Here is a 25,126-nt window from a genome sequence, read left to right as displayed (position 1 = left end):
TCCGGCGTCAGGGGGTCGGGTCGGCCAGGAACGTCGTCAGCAGCTCCCGCGCCGCCAGCGCCGGCGTCAGCTCACCGGCCAGCACCTGCCGCTCCAGCTCCCCCACCGACGCCCGGACGGCGGGGTGCTCGCGCAGCCGGGCGTCCAGGCCGTCGCGGACCAGCTGCCAGGTCCACCGCACCTGCTGCGCCTGCCGCCGCCGCTCGAACTCCCCCGACGCCCGCAGCCGCTCCTCGTGCGCGACCACCTGGGCCCACACCTCGGCCAGACCCTCCCCGGTGAGCCCGGCGCAGGTCAGCACCGGCACGTCCCAGTCCGACGCACCGCGCAGCATCCGGATCGCCCCGGCCAGCTCGCGGGCCGCCGTCCGGGCATCGCCCGCGGACGGGCCGTCGGCCTTGTTGACCGCGATGACGTCGGCGATCTCCAGGATCCCCCGCTTGATGCCCTGCAACGAGTCACCGGTGCGGGCCAGCGTGAGGAACAGGAAGGTGTCCACCATCTCGGCGACGGTGGTCTCGCTCTGCCCCACCCCGACGGTCTCCACCAGCACCACGTCGTAGCCGGCGGCCTCCACGACCACCATCGACTCCCGGGTGGCCTGGGCGACCCCGCCCAGCGTGCCGGCGGTCGGCGAGGGCCGGATGAACGCGGCGGGGTCCGCCGACAGCCGGGCCATCCGGGTCTTGTCGCCCAGGATCGAGCCCCCCGACCGGGCGGACGACGGGTCCACGGCCAGCACCGCCACCTTCGACCCCTGAGCCGTCAGGTCGATGCCCAGCTGGTCGATGAAGGTCGACTTGCCGACCCCCGGCACCCCGCTGATCCCCACCCGGCGGGCACCACCGGCGTGCGGCAGCAGTTCGACCAGCAGCTCCTGCGCGCGCTCCCGGTGGTCGGCCCGCCGGGACTCCACCAGCGTGATCGCCCGGGCCACCGACCGCCGGTCGGCAGCCAGCACCCCTTCGGCGAGCTCCATCAGTGACCGAGGCGGGACGACAGCTCGCGCAGCAGCTCCTGCGCCGCCTGCGCGATCACCGTCCCGGGCGGGAAGACCGCCGCTGCCCCCATCTCGCGCAGCGTCGGCACGTCGTCGGGCGGGATCACCCCGCCGACCACGATCAGCACGTCCTCGGCGCCCAGCTCGGCGAGGGCGTCGCGCAGCGCAGGCACCAGGGTCAGGTGGCCCGCAGCCAGCGAGGAGACCCCGACGACGTGCACGTCGGCCTCCACCGCCTGCCGGGCGACCTCCTCCGGCGTCTGGAACAGCGGCCCCACGTCCACGTCGAAGCCCAGGTCGGCGAACGCCGTGGCGATCACCTTCTGGCCGCGGTCGTGGCCGTCCTGGCCCATCTTGGCCACCAGGATCCGCGGACGACGTCCCTCGGCCTCGGCGAAGGCCTCGGTCAGCCGGCGGGTCTCCTCCACCGGACCACCCTCCCCTGCCTCCTCGCGGTACACCCCGGAGATCGTGCGCACCTGACCGGCGTGCCGGCCGTAGACCTCCTCGAGGGCGTCGGAGATCTCCCCGACCGTCGCCTTCGCCCGCGCGGCGTCCACCGCGAGGGCCAGGAGGTTCATCTCCAGCTCCTGCCCCCGCTTGCCGTCCGCGGCGGCCCGGGCGGCCTCGGTCAGCTTCCGCAGCGCCGCCTCGCACGCCGCGGTGTCCCGCTCCTCGCGCAGCTCCCGCAGCCGCTGCACCTGCTGGGCCAGCACGTCGGCGTTGTCCACCCGCAGCACCTCGATGGCCTCGTCGGCCTCGACCCGGTACTTGTTCACCCCGATCACCGGCTGCCGGCCGGAGTCGATCCGGGCCTGCGTGCGGGCGGCGGCCTCCTCGATGCGCAGCTTGGGGATGCCGTCGCTGATCGCCTGCGCCATCCCGCCGTGCGCCGCGACCTCCTCGATGTGCGCCCAGGCCTTGCGGGCCAGGTCTGCGGTCAGCTTCTCCACGTACGCCGACCCGCCCCAGGGGTCGATGACCCGGGTCGTGCCCGACTCCTGCTGCAGCAGCAGCTGAGTGTTGCGGGCGATCCGGGCGGAGAAGTCGGTCGGCAGCGCCAGCGCCTCGTCCAGGGCGTTGGTGTGCAGCGACTGCGTGTGGCCCTGGGTGGCGGCCATGGCCTCCACGCAGGTGCGGACGACGTTGTTGTAGACGTCCTGCGCGGTCAGCGACCAGCCCGAGGTCTGCGAGTGCGTGCGCAGCGACAGCGACTTCGGGTTGGTCGCGCCCTCCCGCTCGACCAACTTGGCCCACAGCAGCCGGCCCGCCCGCAGCTTCGCGACCTCCATGAAGAAGTTCATGCCGATGCCCCAGAAGAAGCTCAGCCGCGGGGCGAAGGTGTCGACGTCCATCCCGGCGTCCCGGCCGGCCTTCAGGTACTCCACGCCGTCGGCGAGGGTGTAGGCCAGCTCCAGGTCGGCCGTCGCCCCGGCCTCCTGGATGTGGTACCCGGAGATCGAGATCGAGTTGAAGCGCGGCATCCTCTGCGACGTGTAGGCGAAGATGTCGCTGATCACCTGCATCGAGGGCCCCGGGGGGTAGATGTAGGTGTTGCGGACCATGAACTCCTTGAGGATGTCGTTCTGGATGGTCCCGGAGAGCTGCTCCGGCGCCACCCCCTGCTCCTCGGCCGCCACGATGTAGAGCGCGAGCACCGGCAGCACGGCGCCGTTCATGGTCATCGACACGCTCATCCGGTCCAGCGGGATGCCGTCGAAGAGCTGCCGCATGTCGTAGATCGAGTCGATCGCCACCCCTGCCATGCCGACGTCGCCGGGCACCCGCGGGTGGTCGGAGTCGTAGCCGCGGTGGGTGGGCAGGTCGAAGGCGACCGACAGGCCCTTCTGCCCGGCCGCCAGGTTGCGCCGGTAGAAGGCGTTGGACGCCGCGGCGGTGGAGAACCCGGCGTACTGGCGAACCGTCCACGGCTGGGTGGTGTACATCGTCGGGTAGGGCCCGCGGCCGAACGGCGGCAGCCCGGGCAGCCCGTCCAGGTGGTCCAGCCCGGCCAGGTCGTCGTCGGTCAGCAGCGGCGGGACGGCGATGCCCTCGGGCGTCTCCCAGGTCGCCTCCCCCACCGACCGGCCGGTGCGCTGCGCGAACTCCTCGGCCCACGCGGCGGCCGGGGCGGGGTCGGTGGTGCCCAGCTCGAGGGACCCGAAGTCGGGGATGCCGCTCATGCCCGTGCTCCCAGCAGCTCGTCGAGGGTGGTGGTCAGGACGTCGACGGCGTCGCAGCCGGCGAACACGTAGCCGTCGACGCCGTCGACGGCGAGGTCGGGCTTGCCGGCCAGCCAGACCCGCTGCGCACCGGCCGCACGGAGCTCGGCGGCCAGGTCCGCGGCGGCGGCGTAGTCGCGGTCGGCGCCGCAGATGCAGGCGACCGTGGCCCCGCCGAGGTCCGCGGCCCCGTCGCCGGACGGCGTGGCGAGGCCGCCGGCCTGGAACAGGTTGGTCGCGAACGACAGCCGTGCGGTGTGCGCGGCGGGCTTGCCGAGCGTCGCCAGGTAGCCCGCCGGCCGGTCACCGGGTGCGTCGGACCGGTCGCGCAGCTGCTCGAAGGCCTGCGCGGCCCGCACCCGCGGCAGCCCGCCGGGCCCCGGCGGGAGGGCCTCCCCCGCCGGCCGGCGCTCGGGCAGCTTCTCCGCCAGGTTGGGGAACTCGCTCACCCCGGTGATCGGGTCCCGGCGGGTGGCCAGCCGGCGGGACCGGTCGGCCCAGGCGGCGGCGACCCGGTCGCGGACCAGGCCGGAGGCCAAGGCCGCGGCGTACCCGCCGGCCCGCTCGAGCTCGGTGAACCAGTCCCAGGCGGCGTGCGCGAGGGCGTCGGTCAGCGACTCCACGTACCAGGAACCACCGGCCGGGTCGAGCACCCGACCCAGGTGGCTCTCCTCGGTCAGCAGCGCCTGCGTGTTGCGGGCGATCCGGCGGGCGAACGCGTCGGGCAGGCCCAGCGCGGCGTCGAAGGGCTGCACCGTGACGGCGTCGGCGCCGCCCACACCGGCGGCGAAGCAGGCCACGGTGGTGCGCAGCATGTTCACCCACGGGTCCCGCGCGGTCGTCATCACCGAGGACGTGACGGCGTGCTGCCGCATGCCCCGCACCTGCGCCGGGACGCCGGCCGCCTCGCCCACCCGGTCCCACAGCCGGCGCGCCGCCCGCAGCGTCGCGATGGTGGTGAACTGGTCGGCGGTGGCGGCGAAGCGGAACTCCAGCTGCTGCGCGGCCTCGGCCACCGACAGGCCCTGCTCGGTCAGCGCGCGCAGGTAGGCCACGCCCGCCGAGAGCGCGCAGCCCAGCTCCTCGACCGCGGTCGCACCGGCGTCGTGCACGACCGTGGCGTCGACGACGACGGTGCGCAGGTCGCCGTGCTCGGCGGCCCGGCGGGCGAACCCGGCCAGCCCGGACAGGTCCTGCTCCTCACCCGAGGCGGCCTGGACGCCCAGCGGGTCCAGGCCGAGGTTGCCGCCGGGCGCCAGCTCGCGCCCGGCGACGAGGTCCAGGAAGGCCTCCGCCGCGGCGGGGCCGCCCTGCAGGGTCACCGGCGCCAGGTCCAGCAGCACGTCGGCCAGCACCTCGCCCAGCGCGTCGACCGGGACGCCGCCCTCGCCGAGGACGAGCCACAACGACGTGACGCCGTGCTCCAGGTCGGCCCCGATCGCGTCCCTCGTCGTCCCCACGTCGGGGTCGGCGTGGCGCTGCCGGACGTCCCAGCCGGCCGGCGTGCTGGTGGCGGCCTGCCCGTCGGCGGCCGCCGGGGCCGGGCGGACCACGCGGGACCCGCGCACGAACGGCGGCAGGCCGGGGGCGCCGGTGCCGGGCAGGTCGGCGGTGTCGGCCGCGGTGTAGAGCGGCCGGACGGAGACGCCGGTGGCCACCGTGCTGCGCAGCGCCTCCTCGACCGGCTCGGGCAGGTCCTCGCGGCCGGCCTTGCGCAGCACCCCGGCGACCAGGTCGCGCCACTGGTCGAGGGTGGGCTGCGGGAAGTCGGCGGCCAGGGCCAGGTCGTCGGGCGGTGCGACCGGCGCGGTCGTCGCGTCGGGGGTGGGGTGGCTCATCGTCGAATCACCGTTCTCCTGCTGTGTGCAACGCCGGGGTGGGCGTCGCCGATGTGTCTACCGGACGCCACCGACGACGGCGCCCGGACCGGCTGTCGCGACCGTCACACCGTCCCGGCGCGGGAGGGGGCTACGGCGTCCGCAGCCAGGGAGTGCAGGGCGGTCCGGGCCATCAGCCGGACGCCGACGCCGATCGCCCGCTCGTCGACGTCGAACGTGCCGCGGTGCAGGTCGAGCGGGTCGCCGCCGCCGTGGGTGCCCAGCCGGGCCAGCGCGATGGGCAGCCGCTCGGCGAACCAGCCGAAGTCCTCCCCGCCCATGCTCTGCGGGGACAGCACCACGCCCTCGCCGCCGACGGTCTCGATCGCCGCGGACCGCAGCAGGGCCACCCCGCGCGGGTCGTTGACCACCGGGGGCACGCCGCGCACGTACTCGACCGCGACCGTCGCCCCGGAGTCCTCGCCCACCCGGTGGACCAGGCGGCGGACGAGCCCCTCGGCTGCGTCCCAGACCTCGCGGTCCAGCACCCGTACGGTGCCGCGCAGCGACCCGGTCTCCGGGATGGCGTTGGCCGCGACGCCGGCGCCCACCGCGCCCCAGACCAGGGACATCGCCGCGCGCGGGTCGACCTGTCGACCCAGCAGGCCGGGCACCTCGGTGACCACCCGGGCCAGGGCGTGCACCAGGTCGACGGTCAGCTGCGGCCGGGCGGTGTGCCCGCCGGGACCGGTCAGGGTGACCTCGAGCCGGTCGCAGGCGGCGGTGATCGAGCCGGTGCGCAGGCCCACCCGGCCGACCGGGACCGAGGGGTCGCAGTGCAGGGCGAAGGCCCGGGTCGCGCCGTCCAGCGCCCCGGACTCGAGCACCTGCAGCGCACCGCCGGGCACCTGCTCCTCGGCGGGCTGGAACACCGCCCGCACGGTGCCCGGCAGGTCGCCCTGCGCGGCCAGCGCCCGGGCGACCCCGAGCAGGACGGTGGTGTGCACGTCGTGCCCGCAGGCGTGGCACAGCCCCGCGCGGGTGGACGCGTAGGGCACGTCCTTGAGGTCGGGCAGCGGCAGCGCGTCGATGTCGGCCCGCAGCACCGTGACCGGCCCCCCGGACCCGATGTCGCACACCAGACCGGTTCCCCCGGGCAGCCGCTGCGGGGTCAGCCCCGCCCGGCGCAGCTGGCGCTCCAGGTACGCGGTGGTCTCGTGCTCGGCGAACCCCAGCTCGGGGTGCGCGTGCAGGTGCCGACGGGTGGCGACCAGCTCGTCGGTGTGGGTGTCGACCCAGCGGTCGACGGCGTCGGCGGCGCTCACGCAGGCGCCGTCGGCAGGCCGTCCACCAGCTCGGCCAGCAGGCTGTCCACCACCGGCTCCAGCCGCCCGTCGTGGGCCGCGGCCACCGCACGCTGGCGCTGGTAGGAGCCGCCGACCTCCAGGATCCGCAGCACGTCGTGCAGCTCGTCCAGGCAGTCCAGCTTCTTGGCCGTCGGGGTGAGCTGGTCGACCAGGTCGCGCAGGGCCTCCCGGACCGGCTGCACGGTGCCGCGGTCGTCGACGATGATCTCGGCGTCCAGGCCGTAGCGGGCCGCCCGCCACTTGTTCTCCCGCAGCACCCAGCTCGCCGGCACCGGCAGCGTGTAGCCGCGGTCGATCTCGCGGTCGAACTGCTCGACCAGGCACTGGCTGAGCGCGGCGACCGCGCCGATCTCGTCGAGGGTGGGCAGCCCGTCGCAGATCCGCAGCTCGACGGTGCCGAAGTCCGGGTGCGGGCGGATGTCCCACCACACCTCGCGGACGCTCTCGATGGCGTGCGTGGAGATCAGCGTCTCCATGTAGCGCTCGAAGCCGTCCCAGCCCGACAGCTGGTAGGGCAGCCCCGCCGTGGGCATGCCCTCGAACACCTTGGACCGGGCGCTGGCCAGGCCGGTGTCGGCCCCCACCCAGTACGGCGAGGACGCCGACAGCGCCAGGAAGTGCGGCACGTACTGGGTCAGCGCGTTGACGATCGGGATGATCTTGTCCGGCGAGCGGACGCCGACGTGCACGTGGACGCCGAAGATCTGCAGCCGGCGGGCCAGCCACTGCATCTTCTCGATGAGCTGCTCGTAGCGCTCCTTCGGGCTGATCTGCTGGGTCTGCCAGTCGGTGATCGGGTGCGTGCCCGCGCACATCACGCCCAGCCCGCGCCGGTCGGCCGCCGTGACGACCTCGGCCAGCGTGCCGGCCAGGTCGGCCTTGGCCTCGGCCACCGTGCCGCAGATGCCGGTGATGATCTCGATCGTCGACTGCAGGAGCTCGTGCTTGGCCTTGGGGTGCTCGTCGGCGTCGTCGGGCTTGAGCTCGGCGAGGATCTCGGTGGCACCGGACGTGAGCTGACGCGTCTCGCGGTCGATGAGCTGCAGCTCCCACTCGACCCCCAGGCTCGCGCGCTCGGACGAGGTGAAGGGGATCTGCACCGGGCGAGTGTAGGAGCGCCGCGGACAGCGGGCCTGCTGTCGGTCCCCTCCGCTAGCGTGCCGGGGGTGAGCCAGCCGACCGAGACCTCCCCCACCGACCCCGCCGCCCTGGCCGCCCGCGCCGCCGAGGACCTCGTCGCCGCGCTCGGCGATGGCCACGACACCGCCGTCGTCATGGGGTCGGGCTGGGCACCCGCCGCCGACGCGTTCGGCGAGACACTGGCCAGCGTGGGCATCGGCGAGCTGCCCGGTTTCGCCGCGCCGACCGTGCAGGGGCACGGCGGGGAGATCCGCTCGGTCGTCGTCGGCGACCACAAGGTGCTGCTGTTCCTCGGCCGCACCCACCTGTACGAGGGCCGCGGGGTCGAGCCGGTCGTGCACGGCATCCGGACGGCGGCTGCCGCCGGGGTGCGCACCGTGCTGCTGACCAACGCCGCCGGCGGGCTCTCCCCGCAGCACACCGTGGGCCAGGCGGTGCTGATCAGCGACCACCTGAACCTCACCGCCCGCTCGCCGCTGGTCGGCGCCCGGTTCGTCGACCTCACCGACCTCTACTCCCCCCGGCTGCGCGAGCTGGCCAAGCAGATCGACCCGTCCCTGGTCGAGGGTGTCTACGCCGCCCTCCCGGGCCCGCACTTCGAGACCCCCGCCGAGATCCGCATGCTGACCACCCTCGGCGCCGACCTGGTCGGCATGAGCACCGCGCTGGAGGCCATCGCCGCCCGCGCCGAGGGCCTGGAGGTCTTCGGCCTGTCGATGGTCACCAACGCCGCGGCGGGGATGACCGGCCAGCCGCTGGACCACCACGAGGTCCTCGCCGCCGGCCAGGCCGCGGCCACCCGGCTGGGTGCCTTCCTCGTCGACCTGATCGGCCGCTCGTGACCGGCCCCGTGCTGGTCACCGGCGCGGCCGGCTACATCGGCCGGTTGCTGCGTGCCGGGCTGCCCGAGCGCGGGCACGCGGTCCGCAGCCTGGACGTCGTCCCGATCACCGACCCGCGCCCGGGCGAGGAGCACCTGGTCGCCGACGCCACCGACCTGGCCGCGGTCACCGCCGCCGCACAGGGCGCCGGCGCCCTGGTGCACATGGCCGGCATCGCCACCGAGTCCTCCTGGGCGGCGATCAGCCACGCCAACATCCAGGGCACCTATGTCGCGCTGGAGGCCGCCCGGCTGGCCGGCGTGCGCCGGGTGGTGCTGGCCAGCAGCAACCACGCCACCGGGATGTCCCCGCGGTCGGAGAACGCGCAGACCGACGCCCAGCCCCGGCCGGACACCTACTACGGGGTGTCCAAGGTGACCATGGAGGCGTTGGGCTCCCTCTACGTCGACCGCTACGGCCTGGACGTCGTCTGCCTGCGCATCGGCTCCGCGCTGCCCGAGCCGCGGGCCCCGCGCCACCTGTCCACCTGGCTCTCCCCCACCGACACCGTCGGCCTGGTCGAGGCGGCCCTCACCGCACCCTCCCCCGGCTTCGCCGTGGTCTGGGGCGTGTCGGCCAACACCCGCGGCTGGTGGGACCTGACCAGCGCCCGGGCGCTGGGCTACGACCCGGTGGACGACGCCGAGTCCTACGCCGCGGCCATCACCGCCGCGCACGGCGAGCCGACCCCGGGCACCGTGGAGTTCGACCGGGTCGGCGGTGAGTACGCCGGACCCGACTTCGCCGTGGACGCGGTCGCGGCCCGGGCCCAGCAGGCATGAGCGCGGTGGACCGGGCGGCCGTCCAGGAGTGGATCGCGGCCGACCCGCACCCCGGTGACGCCGCCGAGCTGCAGGCCCTGCTGGACGCCGGCGACTCCCCCGACGCCGCAGCCGAGCTCGCCGCCCGGTTCGCCGGGCCGCTGACCTTCGGCACCGCCGGCCTGCGCGGTCCGCTGCGGGCCGGCCCGGGCGGGATGAACGCCGCCGTGGTCGCCCGCGCCGCGGCCGGGCTGGGCCGGTACCTGGCCGACCAGGGGCGCGGCGGGCAGGGCGTGGTGGTCGGCTACGACGGCCGGCACCGCTCCGACGAGTTCGCCCGGGTCACCGCCGAGGTGCTCAGCGGCGCCGGGTTCGCCGTCCAGGTGCTGCCGCGCCCGCTGCCCACGCCGGTGCTCTCCTTCGCCGTCCGCCACCTGGGCGCGGTCGCCGGCGTCATGGTCACCGCCAGCCACAACCCGCCGCAGGACAACGGCTACAAGGTCTACCTCGGCGACGGCGCCCAGCTGGTGCCCCCGGCCGACCGGGAGATCGAGGCCGCCATCGCGGCCGTCGGACCCGCGCGCGACCTGCCCCGGGCCGACGACTGGCAGACCCTCGGCGACGACGTCGAGGCCGACTACGTCGCCGCCGTCGTGGCCGCGCTGCAGCCCGAGCGGGTGTCCGGCCGCGGGGACCTGACCATCGCCTGCACCGCGATGCACGGCGTCGGGACGGCGACCACCCGCGCCGTCTTCCGCGCCGCCGGGTTCGCCGAGCTGCACGCGGTGCCCGAGCAGGAGCACCCGGACGCCGACTTCCCGACCGTGGCCTTCCCGAACCCGGAGGAGCCCGGCGCGGTGGACCTGCTGGTCGCCCTCGCCGAGCGGGTCGGCGCCGACGTCGCGCTGGCCGAGGACCCCGACGCCGACCGGTGCTCGGTGGTCTGCGGTGGCCGGCAGCTGACCGGCGACGAGGTCGGAACCCTGCTCGGTGACTGGCTGCTCCGCCGCGGCGTCGCGGGCACCTACGCCCGCTCCCTGGTCAGCGGGTCGCTGCTGGGCGAGGTGGCCGCCGCGCACGGCCAGCCCACCGAGGAGACCCCGACCGGGTTCAAGTGGATCATCCGGGCCGGCACGCCGGCGGCGCCGCTGGTCTTCGGCTACGAGGAGGCGCTGGGCTACGCGGTCGCCCCGCAGGTGGCCCGGGACAAGGACGGCATCTCCGCCTCGCTCGCCGTCGCCCTGCTGGCCGCCGAGCTCGCCGCCGACGGGCGCACCCTGCTCGACCGGCTCGACGAGCTGGCCGCCGAGCACGGCCTGCACGCCACCGGTCAGCTGTCGGTGCGGGTGACCGACCTGTCGCTGATCACCGACGCGATGGCCCGGCTGCGCGCCGCGCCGCCCACCGAGCTGCTCGGCCGGCCGGTCGCGGCGCAGGACCTGCTCCCCGACGTCGACGGCGTGCGGCTGACCGGGGACGGCGTCCGCGTGGTGGTCCGGCCCAGCGGCACCGAGCCCAAGCTCAAGGCCTACCTGCAGTCCGTCGTCGAGGTGGCCGACGGTGTCGACGCCGCCCGCGCGCAGGGCACGGCCGACCTGGCGCGTCTGCGCGCGGAGATGTCGACCGCCCTCGGGCTGTGACCGCCCGGGGTCAGCGCCAGTCCGACGGCGGGTAGTCCGGCGCCCGGTCCGCCGGACCGGGGACCCACGGCTGGTCCGGGGCGACGACGGGCCCGGCCACGGCCGGACCGGTCGTCGGCGGGCCGTACCGGTTGGCGACGGGCTGGCCGGGCACGAAGCCGCAGATGCCCAGCAGCGCCAGCTGCCCGAACAGCGGGACGGCGTTGAGCAGCAGCCACCAGGCCGACCGGCCCAGGTCGTGCAGCCGCGCGGACTGGGAGCTCAGCGTCGGCAGGATCGTCAGGTAGCCGATGACGGTGGTCGCCGCGCCCAGCTCGAGCACCGTCTCGCGGCCCTCGGCGACCGCCATCAGGTTGGTGTCGCCGAAGGACAGGTCGACGCCGACGGCCAGGATGGTCAGGAGGGTGGTCGGCAGCACGTAGTGCAGCCAGAACACCCGGCGGTCGATGCGGCCCCGCCGCACGTACCAGTTCACGAACTCCACGACGCCCCCTCCGACCCGGTCCCCGGTGGACGACCGTACTGGTTGGCACCCGGGGTGCCCCGCAGGAAGCCCACGGTCACGACGAGCACGAGCCAGCCGACCAGGGGCACGAGGAACCACAGCAGCCAGAGCGCCGAGTGGTCCCGGTCATGCAGCCGGCAGACCAGCGCGCCGACGTTCGGCACCAGCAGCAGCAGGCCGGTCACCGCGGTGACCGGTCCACCGGTGTCCGGGAAGGGCCACAGCACGTCGAACCCGTCGTCCCCGCGGACCTGCGGGAAGGCGTCGGGGAACCAGGTCCGGTCGACCCAGGTCGTGAGCAGGCCGAGCAGCACGAACGCCACCACGTAGCCCAGCCACCACCGCCGCCGCGGGATGCGGCCGCGCGGCAGGTACCAGGACCCGGCCATCAGACCTGCTGCCGCGCCCCCGCGGAGATGGCCGCCTCGGCGGCGGCCAGCACCCGGACCTGCTCGGCGCCGTACGCCGCGTCGCACGGGTGCGCCCCGCCGGTCAGCGCGGCCGCCTGCAGCTCGGTGACCGCCACCGCGTGCGCCAGGTGGGCCGTGCGGCCCTCCTCGGGCAGCAGCACCAGGCGACCGGCGTCGCCGTGCACCCAGAACTCCTCGCCGGCCGACAGCGGGGAGGCCGTCGCCGAGAGCGTGAGCGTGCTGGTCTGCCCGGCCTCGTGCTCCAGGATCACGTTCACGGTGCCGTCGGCGGCCCGACTGCCCTGCGCGGCGACCACCGGCCCCAGCACGGGGGTGAGCAGCGAGAGGGCGTGCGGGCCCAGGTCCCACAGCGGTGCGCCGGGCTCGGCCCGCCACTGCGACCCGCGGAACGGGCTGTCGGCGGCGAAGGTGCTGGCCAGCCAGGTCACCGCGCCGCCCACCAGCGTGGAGCGGGAGGCCTGCTCGAGCCAGGTGGTCGCCGACGTCCGGAAGCGGTAGGTCAGGAAGACCACCGAGGCGACCCCGGCCGCCGCGGTGGCCGCGGCGACCCGGTCGGCGTCGGCGACCGTCATCGCGACCGGCTTCTCCAGCAGCAGGTGGCAGCCGGCCTCGGCGGCCCGCACCGCCAGGTCGGGCTGCACGGACGGCGGCACCGAGATGCTCACGGCGTCCACGTCGGCCAGCAGCGCGTCCAGGTCGTCGGTGCCGTGGACGTCGTAGCGCGCGGCGGCGGCCTGCGCCTTGCCGGCGTCCCGGCCCCAGATGCCCACGAGCTCGGCGTCGGGGTGCTCGGCCAGCGACGCGGCGTGCACCTCAGTGGCCCAGAACCCGCTGCCCAGGACGGCGAAGCGCATCAGACGGCGCCGAACTGGCGGTCGCCGGCGTCGCCCAGGCCCGGGACGATGTAGGCGTTGTCGTTGAGCTCGACGTCGACGCTGGCGGTGAAGACCCGCAGCGGCAGCCCGGACTCCTCGAGCCGGGTGAGGCCCTCGGGGGCGGCCAGCGCGCACAGCACGGTGATCGAGGTGCAGCCGCGCGCGGTGAGCAGCGAGCAGCAGTGCACCAGCGAGCCGCCGGTGGCCAGCATCGGGTCCAGCACGAACACCTCGCGGCCGACCAGGGATTCCGGCAACGACGCCATGTAGGCCTCGGGCTCGAAGGTGACCTCGTTGCGGGCCAGCCCGACGAAGCCCATCTGGGACTCCGGCAGCAGCGAGTGCGCGGTGTCGGCCATGCCGAGACCGGCCCGGAGCACCGGGACGATGAGCGGGGGTGCGGCGAGCCGGTAGCCGGTCGTCGTGGTCACCGGGGTGGTGATCTCGTACTCCTCCACCGCCAGCTCGCGGGTGGCCTCGAAGACCAGCAGCTCGGTGAGGTCCCGCAGCGCGGCGCGGAACGCGGCGTTGTCGGTGCGCTCGTCGCGCATCCGGGTCAGTCGGGCGCGGGCGATCGGGTGGTCGACGACGGTGAGCTGCACGGCGGTCACCGTAGCGGCAGGCAGCTGTCCTGTCGGCGGCATCGGGGATGATGGCGGGCATGACGCACGTGCTGGACCCCACCGCGCTCGGCGACCTCCCGGGGCCACCGCCCCGCGGGACCCCCGACGCGTTCGCCGACGTCACCCGGTCCGACGCCGCCTTCCGCGCCTTCCTGCACGGCCTGCCGGGCGTGGACCAGGTCGGCGCCGAGGCCCGAGCCGCCCAGCTGGGCACCCGCTCGATCAAGACGACGGCGAAGGCCTGGGCCATCGACACCGCCATCTCGATGGTCGACCTGACCACGCTGGAGGGCGCCGACACCCCGGGCAAGGTGCGCTCGCTGGCCGCCAAGGCCCGCCGTCCCGACCCGACCGACCCCGGCTGCCCCGCCGTGGCCGCGGTCTGCGTCTACGGCGACCTGGCCGGGGTGGCGTCCGACGCCCTGGCCGGCACCGGCATCCACACCGCCGCCGTGGCCACCGCCTTCCCGTCGGGCCGGGCCAGCCGGGAGGTCAAGCTCGCCGACGTCCGGGACGCCGTGGCCAACGGCGCCGACGAGATCGACATGGTCATCGACCGCGGCGCGTTCCTGTCCGGCCGCTACCTCGACGTGTTCGAGGAGGTCGTGGCGGTCAAGGAGGCTTGCGGGTCCGCGCACCTGAAGGTGATCCTGGAGACCGGCGAGCTGCGCACCTACGACGCCGTCCGCCGGGCCTCGTGGCTGGCGATGCTGGCCGGCGGGGACTTCATCAAGACCTCCACCGGCAAGATCTCCCCCGCCGCGACCCTGCCGGTCTGCCTGGTGATGCTCGAGGCGGTGCGCGACTTCCGCGCCGCGACCGGCGTGCAGATCGGCGTCAAGCCCGCCGGCGGCATCAAGACCACCAAGGACGCCGTCAAGCACCTGGTGATGATCAACGAGGTGGTCGGGGAGGACTGGCTGTCCCCCGACTGGTTCCGGTTCGGCGCCTCCAGCCTGCTCAACGACCTGCTCCTGCAGCGCCAGAAGCTCCGCACCGGCCACTACTCCGGCCCCGACCACGTGAGCGTCGACTGATGAGCCTCTTCGAGTACGCCCCCGCCCCCGAGTCCCGCTCGATCGTGGACCTGCAGCCCAGCTACGGCCTGTTCGTCGACGGCGAGTTCACCCCCGGCCAGGGCACCCCCCTGAAGACGGTCAACCCGGCGACCGAGGAGGTGCTCAGCGAGATCGCGGTGGGCACCGACGCCGACGTCGACCGCGCCGTCCGCGCCGCCCGCCGGGCGTTCACCCGGGTCTGGGGCCCGATGCGCCCGGCCGACCGCGGCAAGTACCTGTTCCGGATCGCCCGCCTGCTGCAGGAGCGGGCCCGGGAGTTCGCGGTCCTGGAGACCCTGGACAACGGCAAGCCGATCACCGAGTCGCGCGACGTCGACGTGCCCCTGGCCGCGGCGCACTTCTTCTACCACGCAGGGTGGGCCGACAAGCTCGACCACGTGGGCCTGGGCGCCGCCCCCCGCCCGCACGGCGTGGCCGGCCAGGTCATCCCGTGGAACTTCCCGCTGATGATGCTGGCCTGGAAGGTTGCCCCGGCCCTGGCGGCGGGCAACACCGTCGTCCTCAAGCCGGCCGAGACCACCCCGCTGACCGCGCTGCTGTTCGCGGAGATCTGCCAGCAGGCCGACCTGCCCCCGGGCGTGGTCAACATCGTGACCGGCGCCGGCGACACCGGCCGGGCGGTCGTCGAGCACCCCGACGTGGACAAGGTCGCCTTCACCGGCTCGACCGAGGTGGGCAAGCAGATCGCCCGCGCCGTCGCCGGGACGCAGAAGGTGCTGACCCTGGAGCTCGGCGGCAAGGCGGCGAACATCGTCTTCGACGACGCACCGGTCGACCAGGCCGTCGAGGGCATCGTCCGCGGCATCTTCTTCAACCAGGGCCACGTCTGCTGCGCGGGGTCCCGGCTGCTGGTGCAGGAGTCGGTGCACGACGAGGTCATCGCCTCGCTGCAGCGCCGGATCGGCACGCTGCGGGTCGGCGACCCGCTGGACAAGAACACCGACATCGGCGCGATCAACTCCGCCGAGCAGCTGGCCCGGATCCGGGAGCTGGTCGACATCGGCGAGGCCGAGGGCGCGCACCCCTGGCAGCCCGCCGGCGAGCTGCCCGAGCGCGGCTTCTGGTTCAAGCCGACCGTCTTCACCGACGTCTCCCCCGCGCACCGGATCGCCCGCGACGAGGTGTTCGGCCCGGTGCTGTCCGTGCTGACCTTCCGGACGCCGGACGAGGCGGTCGCCAAGGCCAACAACTCCACCTACGGGCTGTCGGCCGGCATCTGGTCGGAGAAGGGCTCGCGGATCCTGTCGATCGCGAACCAGCTGCGGGCCGGCGTGGTGTGGGCCAACACGTTCAACCAGTTCGACCCGACGTCGCCCTTCGGTGGCTACAAGCAGTCCGGCTACGGACGCGAGGGCGGCCGTCTGGGCCTGCGCGCGTACCTGAAGGAGTCCTGATGCCCGAGCGCCTCGAGGTCCGCAAGACCTACAAGCTCTACCTGGGCGGGAAGTTCCCCCGCACGGAGTCCGGCCGCACCTACGAGGTCACCGACGGCCGCGGCCGGTTCCTGGCCAACGCCGCGTGGGCCTCGCGCAAGGACGCCCGGGACGCCGTCGTGGCCGCCCGCGGCGCCTTCGCCGGCTGGTCGGCCGCCACCGCCTACAACCGCGGCCAGGTGCTCTACCGGGTCGCCGAGGTGATGGAGGGCCGCGCCGCCCAGTTCGCCGAGGAGGTCGCCGCCGGCGAGGGCCTGTCGGCCGCCAAGGCCCGGGCCGCCGTGGACGCCGCGGTCGACCGCTGGGTCTGGTACGCCGGGTGGACCGACAAGCTGGCCTCGGTGCTCGGCGGCACCAACCCGGTCGCCGGCCCCTTCTTCGACTTCTCGGTGCCCGAGCCCTCGGGTGTGGTCGTCGTCCTGGCGCCGCAGCGGTCCTCGCTGCTGGGCCTGGTCAGCGTGCTGGCCCCGGTGCTGGCCACCGGCTGCACCGCCGTGGTGGTCAGCTCGCACGACCGGCCGCTGCCGGCGATCACGCTGTCGGAGGTGCTGGCCACCTCCGACGTGCCCGGCGGGGTGGCCAACCTGCTCACCGGGGACGCCGGCGAGATCGGCCCCTGGCTGGCCGAGCACGACGACGTCGACGGCATCGACCTGGCCGGCTGCACCGGGACGGCGGCCATGGAGCTGGAGCGCTCGGCGGCCGGCAGCCTCAAGCGGGTGCTGCGCGCCCCGGCCGAGGAGTCGGACTGGACCGCCGACCCCGGCCTGTCCCGGATGACCCCGTTCCTGGAGACCAAGACGGTGTGGCACCCGATCGGCGTGTGACCGGCGGTCAGGGGCGGGCGAGGCGTTCGAGCACCGCGATCAAGGCCGAGTCGTCGGCGGGGCCGGGCAGCCCGGTGAGCCCCTCCAGGTAGAGGCCGTCGCCGACCAGCCGGACCAGCCGGGCCACCACCGGGTCGGCGATCAGCTCCTCGAGAGCAGCGCTCCAGCCCCGCTCGACGTCGGCGATGGCCCGGCGGGCGCTGGGCTGACCGGTGCCGGCCAGCCCGAGCAGGGCCTGGTACGTGCGGGACAGCCCGGCCGCGACGTCCTCGTTCGCCGTCCGGACCCAGTAGGCGACCGGGCCCTCGGGTGCCGCCCGCAGCCGCTCGACGTCCTCGGCGGCACGCGACCGCAGCCGGTCGGCCAGACCGTCGACCAGCGCGTCCTTGCTCGGGAAGTGGTAGAGCAGCCCGCCCTTGGACACCGCGCCGGCCTCGGCCACCGCGTCGAGGGTGACGGTGGCCCCGGCCCCCTCGACCAGCAGGGTCTCGTAGGCGTCCAGCACGCGGTCGCGGTTCGACGGTCTCGCCATGGTCAATTACTGTACCGTCTGGACGGTACGAACCACACCGACTGATCGAGGGACCATGAGCACCACCCCGACCGCCGCGGCGGTCGACGCCAGCACCCCCCGGGCCGGACGGCGGGAGTGGACGGGCCTGCTCGTCCTGATGCTCCCGGTCCTGCTCGTGTCCGTGGACGGCACGGTGCTGACCTTCGCCGTCCCGTCCATCACCCGCGCGCTGGTGCCCACCGGCACCGAGCTGCTGTGGGCGGTGGACGTCTACCCGCTGGTGCTGGCCGGCCTGCTGATCACCGCGGGCACCCTGGGCGACCGGTTCGGCCGGCGCCGCATGCTGCTGATCGGCGCCGCCGGGTTCGGCATCGCCTCCGTGCTGGCCGCCTACGCCCCCGACGTCCGGTGGCTGATCGCCGCCCGCGCCCTGCAGGGCCTGTTCGGCGCCGCGCTCATGCCCTCCACCCTGTCGCTGCTGCGCAACCTGTTCCTGGACCGGCAGCAGCGCCGCCTGGCCATCGCGGTGTGGGCGGCCGGCTTCTCCGGCGGCGCCGCCCTGGGCCCGATCCTGGGCGGCTGGCTGCTCGAGCACTTCTGGTGGGGCTCGGTCTTCCTGGTCAACGTCCCCGTGCTCGCCCTGCTGCTGGTGGTCGGCCCGGTCCTGCTGCCCGAGAGCCGCGACCCCTGCCCCGGCCGGCTCGACCCGGTCAGCGTCGCGCTGTCGCTGTCGACGATGCTGCCGGTGGTCTACGCGATCAAGACCCTCGCCGCCGGCTCCGCGCCGCTGGCCGGGGTCGCCGCCGGGGTGGTCGGCGTGGCCAGCGGTGTCGCGTTCGTCCGGCGCCAGCTCACCGGCCCCGACCCGCTGATGGACCTGCGGCTGTTCCGCTCCCGCGTGGTCAGCGCGGCGATCAGCGCCAACCTGCTCAGCATCGCCGCGCTGACCGGGCTGCTGCTGCTCACCTCGCAGTACCTGCAGCTCGTGCTGGACGTCAGCCCGCTGGACGCCGGCCTGCTGCTGGTGCCCGGCCTCGTCGCCTCCGTGCTCGCCGGCCTGGCCGCCGTCCCGCTGGCGAAGGTCGCCCCGGTGCGCTGGCTGGTGGTGGCCGGGCTGCTGCTGGGTGCGGCGGGCTACGTCGTCGCCACCCGGCTGGGGCCCGACTCCGGCGTCGCGCTGGTGGTCGTGGCGTTCGGCCTGGTCGCCGCCGGCGCCGGGCTGTCCGAGACGCTGACCAACGACGCCATCCTCACGGCCGCACCGCCCGAGCGGGCCGGCCAGGCCAGCGCCGTCAGCGAGACCGCCTACGAGCTCGGCACCGGTCTGGGCGTCGCGGTGCTGGGCAGTGTCCTGGGCGCGGTCTACACCGCCCGGCTCGTGCTGCCCGAGGGGTTGGACGCCGGCCAGCGGGCCGCGGCCAGCACGCTGGGCGGCGCCGTGGACGTCGCCGAGGGCCTGCCCGGCGGCACCGCGACCGCGGTGGCCGACAGCGCCCGGGCCGCGTTCAGCGCCGGCATGGACGTCGCGGCCGGCATCGGCGTGGCCGTGATGGTCGCCGCCGCGGTCCTCGTCGCCACCGTCTGGCGGGAGCGCTCCGTGCCCGCGGTGGACCCGCAGGGCTGATCCCAGCCGGACACGGCAGGATGTGCCCGTGGCCAGGCCCAGCATCGTCCCCATCGCCCTCACCCTCGACGACCGCACGGGCTACACCCTGTGGGCACCGCCGTGGGAGGAGGACGGCGAGGAGTGGCAGGCGTTCCTCGGCGGCACCAAGGGCGACACCTCCGTGGTGCACCTGTTCCCCTCCCCCGCGGCGCTGGCGGTGTTCTGCCGCACCCGCACCGACCACGACCTGGCCGACCACCCCGTGTGGCCGGTCGTGGCCGGGCTCGACGCCGCCGACGTCACCCCCGACGACGACCACCGGTACGACCTGGACGGCGTCTACGACGTCATGGCCGAGAACCCCGACCGCTGGGCCGTCGAGGAGCTCGCCGCGACGTTCGAGATCGTCGGCCGGCTCGCCGAGGTCTGCGACACCGCCCCGGACGACGACGAGGACGACGACGAGGACGACGACGACACCGCGTTCGAGTCCGTCGCCGAGCTGATGGCCAAGCCCGAGGTCGCCATGCTCGGCCTGGGCATCGACGCCTTCGTCGGCCGGGCCGGCGAGGACGCCTGGATCCGCCTCGGCGGCGCCGTCGACGAGCTCTGGGAGGACGTCGTCGAGGAGCTCGACGAGCACCTGGACTGGACCGGCGCGGGCACCACCGAGCTCGACGCGTACCCCTCGGCCAGCGAGTCGGCCGCCGTCGAGCCGGCCGGGGACGACGAGGTGGACGACGACGACGAGGACATCGAGGTGGTCGAGGGCGACACCGCCGCGGCCACCCCCACCAGCACGATCAGCAGCGGCAGCCGGGTCGCCGTGGACCCCGCAGCGGTGGCCGCCGCGGCCGGGTTCTGGGAGGGCGTCGGCATCCTGCCCGTCGAGGTCGTCGTCCCCGAGGGCGCCGGGCTCACCCTGCGCTGCTACGTCGAGGACGACTCCCGCTTCCTGGGCGCCGACCGCGAGGTCTACCTGTTCGGCACCCCGGCGGAGCTGCGGGCCTTCGTCCGCGGCGACGAGGACCACGACCTGACCGAGGTCGCCTCCTGGCCCGAGGTGGCCGACACCGACACGCTGCCGCTGCCGGTGGACCAGGACCGCTACGACCTGGTCGAGGTGGCCGAGGTGCTCGCCGAGGTCGCCGACGGCGCGGCCGGGCTGGTCGACCACAGCGTGCTCGTGCAGCCGCTGGAGGGCGTCCGGGACCTGGCCGAGTACGCCCGGCTGGAGCGCGTCGACGCGCTGCTGGCCCCGGGCACCCCGCTGGGCCAGGCCGCCGCCCGCGCCGAGGCCACCCCCGGTGCGGCGCTGCGGGCCGAGGACGCCGCCGTGCTGACCGGTCCCTGGGACGAGCTGGTCCGCGAGATCAGCACCGCCCTGGTCTTCCGCGACTGAAGAAGGACCCGGGGAGCAGCCTCCCCGGGTTCGGGACCCGCGGCCGCGGCGGCCACGCCGCCCGGCAGCTGTTGATCATCGTCAGGTGCAGGGGTGACACGCCGTCGGGCGGCGCGTCCGGCCTGCAGATGACGATGATCAACCCCTGCAGGGACCCCACGACGACCGACGGCCGGTCCCCCCGTGGGGGGACCGGCCGTCAGCGGTGGATCAGCTCAGAACGAGCGGGCCGGGCGCGGCGGGCGCCCACCGGCGCCGCCGCCCTGGGGACGCGAGCCCCCGGGGCGCCGGTCGCCGTAGGAGGGCCGGTCACCCGACGGGCGGGCGGGACGGTCCCCGTAGGCGGGGCGGTCCGAGCGGACCGGGCGGTCGCCGTAGGCGGGGCGCTCGGTGCGCTCGCCGTAGGCGGGCCGGTCACCGGCCGGGCGGGCCGGACGGTCGCCGAAGGAGCGGGCCGAGCGGTCGCCGTCCCGACGCGGGGGACGACGGTCGCCGTCCCGGCGCGGGCGGCCGCTGCCCCGGCCGCCCCGCGAGGGGCGGGCGGGGCGCTCGACCGGCCCCACGTGGACGCCGGCGGCGACCAGCTCGGCGATCGGGGCGTCACCCGGACGGATCCGGGAGACGTCGGTGTTGATGGCGGCCTGGCGGAACCGGCGCTTGGCCTGGCCCACCTGGTCGGGCAGCAGCAGCGACACGACGACACCCGCGGCACCGGCGCGCGCGGTGCGGCCGGAGCGGTGCAGGTAGGTCTTGTGGTCGGCCGGCGGGTCGTAGTGCACGACCAGCGAGACGTCGTCGACGTGGATGCCGCGGGCGGCGACGTCGGTGGCGACCAGGACCGGCGAGCGGGCGTCGGTGAACGCCTCGAGCGCGCGGCGGCGGGCCGACTGCGGCAGACCACCGTGGATCGGCTCGGCCTTGATGCCGACCTGCTGCAGGTTGTCGGCGAGCCGGTCGGCACCGTGCTGGGTGCGCACGAAGATGATCGTGCGGCCCGGGCGGGCGGCGAGCTGCTCGGTGACCTTGAGGCGGTCCGGGAAGGACACGCTGTAGGCGCGGTGCTCGGCCGGCGGGGCGGCGTCGGCCGCGGTGACGACCGAGTGGCGCGCCGGGTCCTTGAGGTAGCGACGGACCAGGCTGTCGACCTCGCCGTCCAGGGTGGCCGAGAAGAGCAGGCGCTGGCCGTCGGAGCGGGTCTGGTCGAGCAGCTCCTTCACCACGGGCAGGAAGCCCAGGTCGGACATGAAGTCCGCCTCGTCGATGATCGAGATCTCGACGTCGGTGAGCGAGCACTCGCCCTGGTTGATCAGGTCCTGCAGGCGACCCGGCGTCGCGATGACGACGTCGACGCCGCGGCGCAGCTGCTGGATCTGGCGGTACATCGAGGCGCCGCCGTAGACCGCGGCGAGCTGCACGCCGTTGGACTGGCCCAGCGGGGCCAGCGCGTCGTGCACCTGCTGCGCGAGCTCACGGGTCGGCACGAGGACCAGCCCGCGCGGGGCGCGGCGGCCCTGCTGGACGTCCTGGCCGAGGCGGTGCAGCAGCGGCAGGCCGAAGGCGAGGGTCTTGCCCGAGCCGGTGGCTGCCTTGCCGAGGACGTCGCGGCCGGCCATGGCGTCGGGCAGGGCCGACGTCTGGATGGCGAAGGGGTGCTTGATGCCCTTGCGCTCCAGGGCGGTGACCAGCTGCTGCTGGAGACCGAGCTGGGCGAACGAGGGGCCGGTGGGCTCCGGGGCGGTCTCGACGGCCTCGGGGGCGGTCTCGACGACGGCCTCGGGAGCGTCGGTGGGAACGGTGGTGCTGGTGTCGACAGTGTCGAACGAGGACAAGCGGGGACTCCGATGCGTATCGGGCGCGTCCCGTGATGTAGTGCCGGGCCCGCCTGGGGGGCGGGACTCACTGGGCGACCCCAGGATGCGTCTGCGGTGACGCGGGAGGTCTGCACGGATGCGCTCTACCCCGGGCAGAACCGCCCGGGAGGTGTGGCCGGCGAACGCCGACTCGCCCAGGTTAGCAGCGATCCGGGCTCCGGCATTCCCGCGGACCCGTGGGGGTGATCACCCCGGGAGGGCGGCGTACCCCTCGCGCACGCGCGCCAGCAGGCGGGCGCGGTCGGCGTCGTCGAGGAAGGCGGCGGCCACGGCGCGCTCGGTCACCGTCTGCACGTCGTCCCGGGTCCAGCCGTGCGCCTGGACGACGGCGGCGAACTCGCTGCTCACCGACACCCCGCTCATCAGGCGGTTGTCGGTGTTGAGGGTGACGGCGAACCCGAGGCGGTGCAGCCGGCCGACGGGGTGGCGGGCCAGCGAGGAGTAGGCGCCGGTCTGCACGTTGGACGACGGCGCGACCTCGAGGGTCACCTGCTCGTCGAGCACCCGCTGGGCGAGCGGGCCCAGCGGACCGCCGTCCTCGGGCACCTCGTCGGCGATCCGTACGCCGTGGCCCAGCCGCTCCGCGCGGGCGCCGTCCAGGGCCCCCCGGATGCTCCCGACCCCGTCGGCCTCGCCGGCGTGGATGGTGCGGTGCGCACCGGCGGCGTCCAGGGCGGCGATGGCCGAGGGGTGCCGGTCGGCGGGGAACCCGATCTCCGGGCCGGCCAGGTCGAAGCCGACGACGCCGGCGTCGCGGTAGCGGACGACGAGGCCGGCCACCTCGTCCCACCGGTCGGCCTGGCGCATGGCGCACAGCAGCGCACCGACGCCGATCGTGCCGGCCTCCCGGGCACCGGCGGCGTAGCCGTCGAGCATCGCCTCGACGGCGGCCTCGATCGGCATCGCGGTGAGCAGCTCGGGGGCCATCCGCACCTCGGCGTGCACGACGCCGTCGGCGGCCAGGTCCAGCGCGCACTCCCGGGCCACCCGCTGCACGGCCTCGGGGGTCTGCATGACCGCGACCGTGTGCGCGAAGGTCTCCAGGTAGCGGACCAGCGAGCCGGAGTCCGCGGCCTGGCGGAACCAGGCACCCAGGGACTCCGCGTCGTCGGCCGGCAGGCCCGTGTAGCCGATCGCGTCGGCCAGCTCCAGCACCGTCTGCGGCCGGAGCCCGCCGTCCAGGTGGTCGTGCAGCAGCACCTTGGGGGCGCGGACGAGGGTCTCCTGGGTCAGCGGTGCGGGCATCCCCGGGACGCTACCCGGCGGCCTCACCCGTCCGCCTTGTCCCGCCAGCGGAAGGTGCGCACGCACAGCAGCAGGCCGACGGCCACCCAGGCCGTGAGCACGAGCGCGACCCGGCCGAGCTCCCACGAGCCGGCGGGCTCCTGGGCGGCGAGCACGTCGGGCAGGAAGACCGACCGCAGGCCCTGGGCCATCCACTTGAGCGGGAAGACCGCGGCGATGGTCTGCATCCACTCCGGGATCTGGTCGAACCGGAAGAACACCCCGGAGATGAACTGCAGGATCAGCGCGAACGGCGTGACCGTGGCCGAGGCCGAGCGGCCGTTCTTGGCCAGGCTGGACACCGCGATGCCCAGCAGCGTGCACGCCGCGGACCCCAGGACGGCGACCCAGGTGAAGGTCAGCCACTGCGTGCCGCTGGGCAGGTCGATGCCGTAGAGCACCACGCCCACCACCAGCAGGATCACGATGGTGGCCACGGTGACCGCCACGACCTGGGCGATCTTGCCGACGAAGTAGGCGCTCTTGGGCATCGGCGTCCCGGCCAGGTTCTTCAGCGTGCCGTCGCTGCGCTCGGTGGCGATGCCGATCGCCATGTTCTGCAGGCTGGCGCCCAGGATGCCGGCCGCGATCACCCCGGCCATGAAGTACTGGGTGAAGGTGACCCCGCCGCCGATCTCGTAGTCCAGGACGGCGCCGAAGACCACCAGCAGGATCACCGGGAACATCAGGGTGAAGACCACCGACTCCCGCTGCCGGAAGAACTCCTTGAGCTCGACGCCGGCGCGCACCCGGTAGACCCGGGCCAGCGCCGGGAGCTTCGTGGCGGTCGAGGGGGCGGTCACGATGTCTGGCCGATCATCTGCAGGTACACGTCTTCCAGGGTCGGGCGGGCGACGGCCAGGTCGGGCACCTCGCCGGGGAACCGGGCGGCGAGGTCGGCGACCAGGGCGGTGGGGGTCTGGGTGGCCTCGGTGCGGCGGCGGCCGTCCTCGGTCCAGCTGACCACCGCGGGCGCGGTGCCCCGGCCCCCCAGCTCGGCGGGGACGGCGACCTCGACCAGCCGTCCGGCGGTGATGACCCCCACCCGGTCGGCCAGCTCCTCGGCCTCGTCCAGGTAGTGGGTGGTCAGCAGCATCGTCGTCCCGAGCTCGCGCAGGGAGCGGATCAGCGACCAGAACTGGCGGCGGGCCTCGGGGTCGAACCCGGTGGTCGGCTCGTCCAGGAACAGCAGGGCCGGGCCGCCGACGATGCCCAGGGCGACGTCCAGCCGGCGGCGCTGGCCACCGGACAGCGACCGCCCGCGGGCGCCGGCCTTCTCGCTCAGCCCGACGAGCTCGAGCACCTCGTGCGGGTCCCGCGGTGCCGGATAGTACGACGCCTGGGCGGTGAGCAGCTCCAGGCAGGTCAGCTGGCTGTCGCCGGCGCCGGCCTGCAGCACGATGCCGATGTCGGAGCGCCAGCGCCGTCCGCCCACCGCCGGGTCCACGCCCAGGACGGCGACCTGGCCGCCGTCCCGGCTGCGGTAGCCCTCGAGCACCTCGACGGTGGTGGTCTTGCCGGCGCCGTTGGGGCCCAGCAGCGCGAAGATCTCCCCGCGCCGGATGTCCAGGTCCAGGCCGTCGACGGCGTTGCGGTCGCCGTAGCGCTTCACCAGCCCGCGCACGCTGATCGCCGCATCGGGGTCCAGCGGGGTGGTCGGCTGCTCGGTGACGGGCGCAGGGGTGGTGCTCACGAGGGACGAGTGTCCCCCATGACACTGCGACGCTCCGCGCCGCACCGCGATCAGGAGCCGTTCCCCGGCCGCGGCGAGCGAAGCTGCTCCCTCCTCGGGGAGGGGACTCGTGCCTCGCCCCTCCCGTCGTCGGGAAAGGACGAGTCCTTCGTCGG

The 25,126-nt window shown here is 74.9% G+C and carries 22 protein-coding genes; 8 read left to right on the top strand and 14 right to left on the bottom strand.

Annotation, left to right across the window (positions count from 1 at the left end; genetic code table 11):
* Nucleotides 1–7: 7 nt before the first annotated feature.
* From meaB to LFA75_RS16145, 5 genes are all read right to left on the bottom strand, one after another.
* Nucleotides 8–979, bottom strand: a complete 972-nt coding sequence (gene meaB, locus LFA75_RS16165; protein WP_225234639.1) for a methylmalonyl Co-A mutase-associated GTPase MeaB — start codon at nt 977–979, stop codon at nt 8–10.
* Nucleotides 979–3,183 carry a methylmalonyl-CoA mutase gene (gene scpA, locus LFA75_RS16160; protein ID WP_225234638.1) on the bottom strand — a complete coding sequence of 735 codons (2,205 nt, stop codon included), beginning with the start codon at nt 3,181–3,183 and terminating at the stop codon, nt 979–981. Before scpA ends, meaB begins: the two co-directional genes overlap by 1 nt.
* Nucleotides 3,180–5,060, bottom strand: a complete 1,881-nt coding sequence (locus LFA75_RS16155; RefSeq protein ID WP_225234637.1) for a methylmalonyl-CoA mutase subunit beta — start codon at nt 5,058–5,060, stop codon at nt 3,180–3,182. The genes scpA and LFA75_RS16155 overlap by 4 nt, the downstream gene beginning before the upstream one ends.
* Nucleotides 5,061–5,164: 104 nt before the next feature.
* On the bottom strand, nt 5,165–6,364 hold the full coding sequence (locus LFA75_RS16150) for an amidohydrolase (RefSeq protein ID WP_225234636.1): 1,200 nt from the start codon (nt 6,362–6,364) through the stop codon (nt 5,165–5,167).
* Nucleotides 6,361–7,506, bottom strand: a complete 1,146-nt coding sequence (locus LFA75_RS16145; RefSeq protein ID WP_225234635.1) for a glutamate--cysteine ligase — start codon at nt 7,504–7,506, stop codon at nt 6,361–6,363. The genes LFA75_RS16150 and LFA75_RS16145 overlap by 4 nt, the downstream gene beginning before the upstream one ends.
* Nucleotides 7,507–7,572: 66 nt before the next feature.
* On the opposite strand from LFA75_RS16145, the gene LFA75_RS16140 reads away from it, so the two are divergent.
* From LFA75_RS16140 to LFA75_RS16130, 3 genes are read left to right on the top strand one after another with little or no spacing between them, the layout of a single operon-like run.
* Nucleotides 7,573–8,388 carry a purine-nucleoside phosphorylase gene (locus tag LFA75_RS16140; protein WP_225234634.1) on the top strand — a complete coding sequence of 272 codons (816 nt, stop codon included), beginning with the start codon at nt 7,573–7,575 and terminating at the stop codon, nt 8,386–8,388.
* Complete coding sequence (locus tag LFA75_RS16135; RefSeq protein WP_225234633.1) at nt 8,385–9,209, top strand: NAD-dependent epimerase/dehydratase family protein; 825 nt, start codon at nt 8,385–8,387, stop codon at nt 9,207–9,209. Before LFA75_RS16140 ends, LFA75_RS16135 begins: the two co-directional genes overlap by 4 nt.
* The gene (locus tag LFA75_RS16130) at nt 9,206–10,828 is read left to right on the top strand and encodes a phospho-sugar mutase (protein WP_225234632.1); all 1,623 of its coding nucleotides are present in this window, start codon (nt 9,206–9,208) and stop codon (nt 10,826–10,828) included. Before LFA75_RS16135 ends, LFA75_RS16130 begins: the two co-directional genes overlap by 4 nt.
* A 10-nt stretch (nt 10,829–10,838) precedes the next feature.
* Here LFA75_RS16130 and LFA75_RS16125 read toward each other — a convergent pair whose 3' ends face one another.
* From LFA75_RS16125 to upp, 4 genes are read right to left on the bottom strand one after another with little or no spacing between them, the layout of a single operon-like run.
* On the bottom strand, nt 10,839–11,312 hold the full coding sequence (locus LFA75_RS16125; protein WP_225234631.1) for a DUF805 domain-containing protein: 474 nt from the start codon (nt 11,310–11,312) through the stop codon (nt 10,839–10,841).
* Nucleotides 11,300–11,722: a DUF805 domain-containing protein gene (locus LFA75_RS16120; RefSeq protein WP_225234630.1), complete on the bottom strand. Its 423-nt coding sequence runs from the start codon at nt 11,720–11,722 to the stop codon at nt 11,300–11,302. The genes LFA75_RS16125 and LFA75_RS16120 overlap by 13 nt, the downstream gene beginning before the upstream one ends.
* Nucleotides 11,722–12,618, bottom strand: a complete 897-nt coding sequence (locus LFA75_RS16115; protein WP_225234629.1) for a Gfo/Idh/MocA family protein — start codon at nt 12,616–12,618, stop codon at nt 11,722–11,724. The genes LFA75_RS16120 and LFA75_RS16115 overlap by 1 nt, the downstream gene beginning before the upstream one ends.
* On the bottom strand, nt 12,618–13,241 hold the full coding sequence (upp, locus tag LFA75_RS16110) for a uracil phosphoribosyltransferase (RefSeq protein WP_225234628.1): 624 nt from the start codon (nt 13,239–13,241) through the stop codon (nt 12,618–12,620). Before upp ends, LFA75_RS16115 begins: the two co-directional genes overlap by 1 nt.
* Before the next feature lie 59 nt (nt 13,242–13,300).
* Here upp and deoC point away from each other — a divergent pair, with 59 nt between their 5' ends.
* Genes deoC through LFA75_RS16095 form a run of 3 tightly spaced genes read left to right on the top strand, consistent with a single transcriptional unit; the run spans nt 13,301 to nt 16,601 of the window.
* The gene (gene deoC / locus LFA75_RS16105; RefSeq protein ID WP_225234627.1) at nt 13,301–14,299 is read left to right on the top strand and encodes a deoxyribose-phosphate aldolase; all 999 of its coding nucleotides are present in this window, start codon (nt 13,301–13,303) and stop codon (nt 14,297–14,299) included.
* Complete coding sequence (locus tag LFA75_RS16100; protein WP_225234626.1) at nt 14,299–15,735, top strand: aldehyde dehydrogenase family protein; 1,437 nt, start codon at nt 14,299–14,301, stop codon at nt 15,733–15,735. The genes deoC and LFA75_RS16100 overlap by 1 nt, the downstream gene beginning before the upstream one ends.
* Nucleotides 15,735–16,601 (top strand): aldehyde dehydrogenase family protein, encoded by an 867-nt coding sequence (locus LFA75_RS16095; protein WP_225234625.1) that lies wholly within the window; start codon nt 15,735–15,737, stop codon nt 16,599–16,601. The genes LFA75_RS16100 and LFA75_RS16095 overlap by 1 nt, the downstream gene beginning before the upstream one ends.
* A gap of 7 nt (nt 16,602–16,608) precedes the next feature.
* Here the strand turns inward: LFA75_RS16095 and LFA75_RS16090 are convergent, their stop codons facing one another.
* Nucleotides 16,609–17,133: a TetR/AcrR family transcriptional regulator gene (locus LFA75_RS16090; RefSeq protein ID WP_225234624.1), complete on the bottom strand. Its 525-nt coding sequence runs from the start codon at nt 17,131–17,133 to the stop codon at nt 16,609–16,611.
* A gap of 55 nt (nt 17,134–17,188) precedes the next feature.
* Between LFA75_RS16090 and LFA75_RS16085 the strand changes: the two genes are divergently transcribed.
* A complete protein-coding gene (locus LFA75_RS16085) occupies nt 17,189–18,739 on the top strand; it encodes an MFS transporter (RefSeq protein WP_225234623.1) in 1,551 nt (516 codons plus the stop codon).
* Between the two features lie 28 nt (nt 18,740–18,767).
* On the top strand, nt 18,768–20,123 hold the full coding sequence (locus LFA75_RS16080; RefSeq protein ID WP_225234622.1) for a hypothetical protein: 1,356 nt from the start codon (nt 18,768–18,770) through the stop codon (nt 20,121–20,123).
* Nucleotides 20,124–20,338: 215 nt separating this feature from the next.
* Here LFA75_RS16080 and LFA75_RS16075 read toward each other — a convergent pair whose 3' ends face one another.
* The 4 genes from LFA75_RS16075 to LFA75_RS16060 all read right to left on the bottom strand — a co-directional run bounded on the left by LFA75_RS16075 (nt 20,339) and on the right by LFA75_RS16060 (nt 24,971).
* On the bottom strand, nt 20,339–21,952 hold the full coding sequence (locus LFA75_RS16075) for a DEAD/DEAH box helicase (protein ID WP_225234621.1): 1,614 nt from the start codon (nt 21,950–21,952) through the stop codon (nt 20,339–20,341).
* A gap of 228 nt (nt 21,953–22,180) precedes the next feature.
* Nucleotides 22,181–23,239: an adenosine deaminase gene (locus LFA75_RS16070; RefSeq protein WP_225234620.1), complete on the bottom strand. Its 1,059-nt coding sequence runs from the start codon at nt 23,237–23,239 to the stop codon at nt 22,181–22,183.
* A gap of 23 nt (nt 23,240–23,262) precedes the next feature.
* A complete protein-coding gene (locus LFA75_RS16065) occupies nt 23,263–24,081 on the bottom strand; it encodes an ABC transporter permease (RefSeq protein WP_225234619.1) in 819 nt (272 codons plus the stop codon).
* Nucleotides 24,078–24,971 (bottom strand): ABC transporter ATP-binding protein, encoded by an 894-nt coding sequence (locus LFA75_RS16060; RefSeq protein ID WP_225234618.1) that lies wholly within the window; start codon nt 24,969–24,971, stop codon nt 24,078–24,080. The genes LFA75_RS16065 and LFA75_RS16060 overlap by 4 nt, the downstream gene beginning before the upstream one ends.
* Nucleotides 24,972–25,126: the final 155 nt, after the last annotated feature.

The organism is Klenkia terrae (assembly GCF_900491935.1).
Taxonomy (GTDB): Bacteria; Actinomycetota; Actinomycetes; order Mycobacteriales; family Geodermatophilaceae; genus Klenkia; species Klenkia terrae.
The sequence above is the reverse complement of the archived record's forward strand: the minus strand, read 5'-3'. Positions and strand labels throughout refer to the sequence as shown.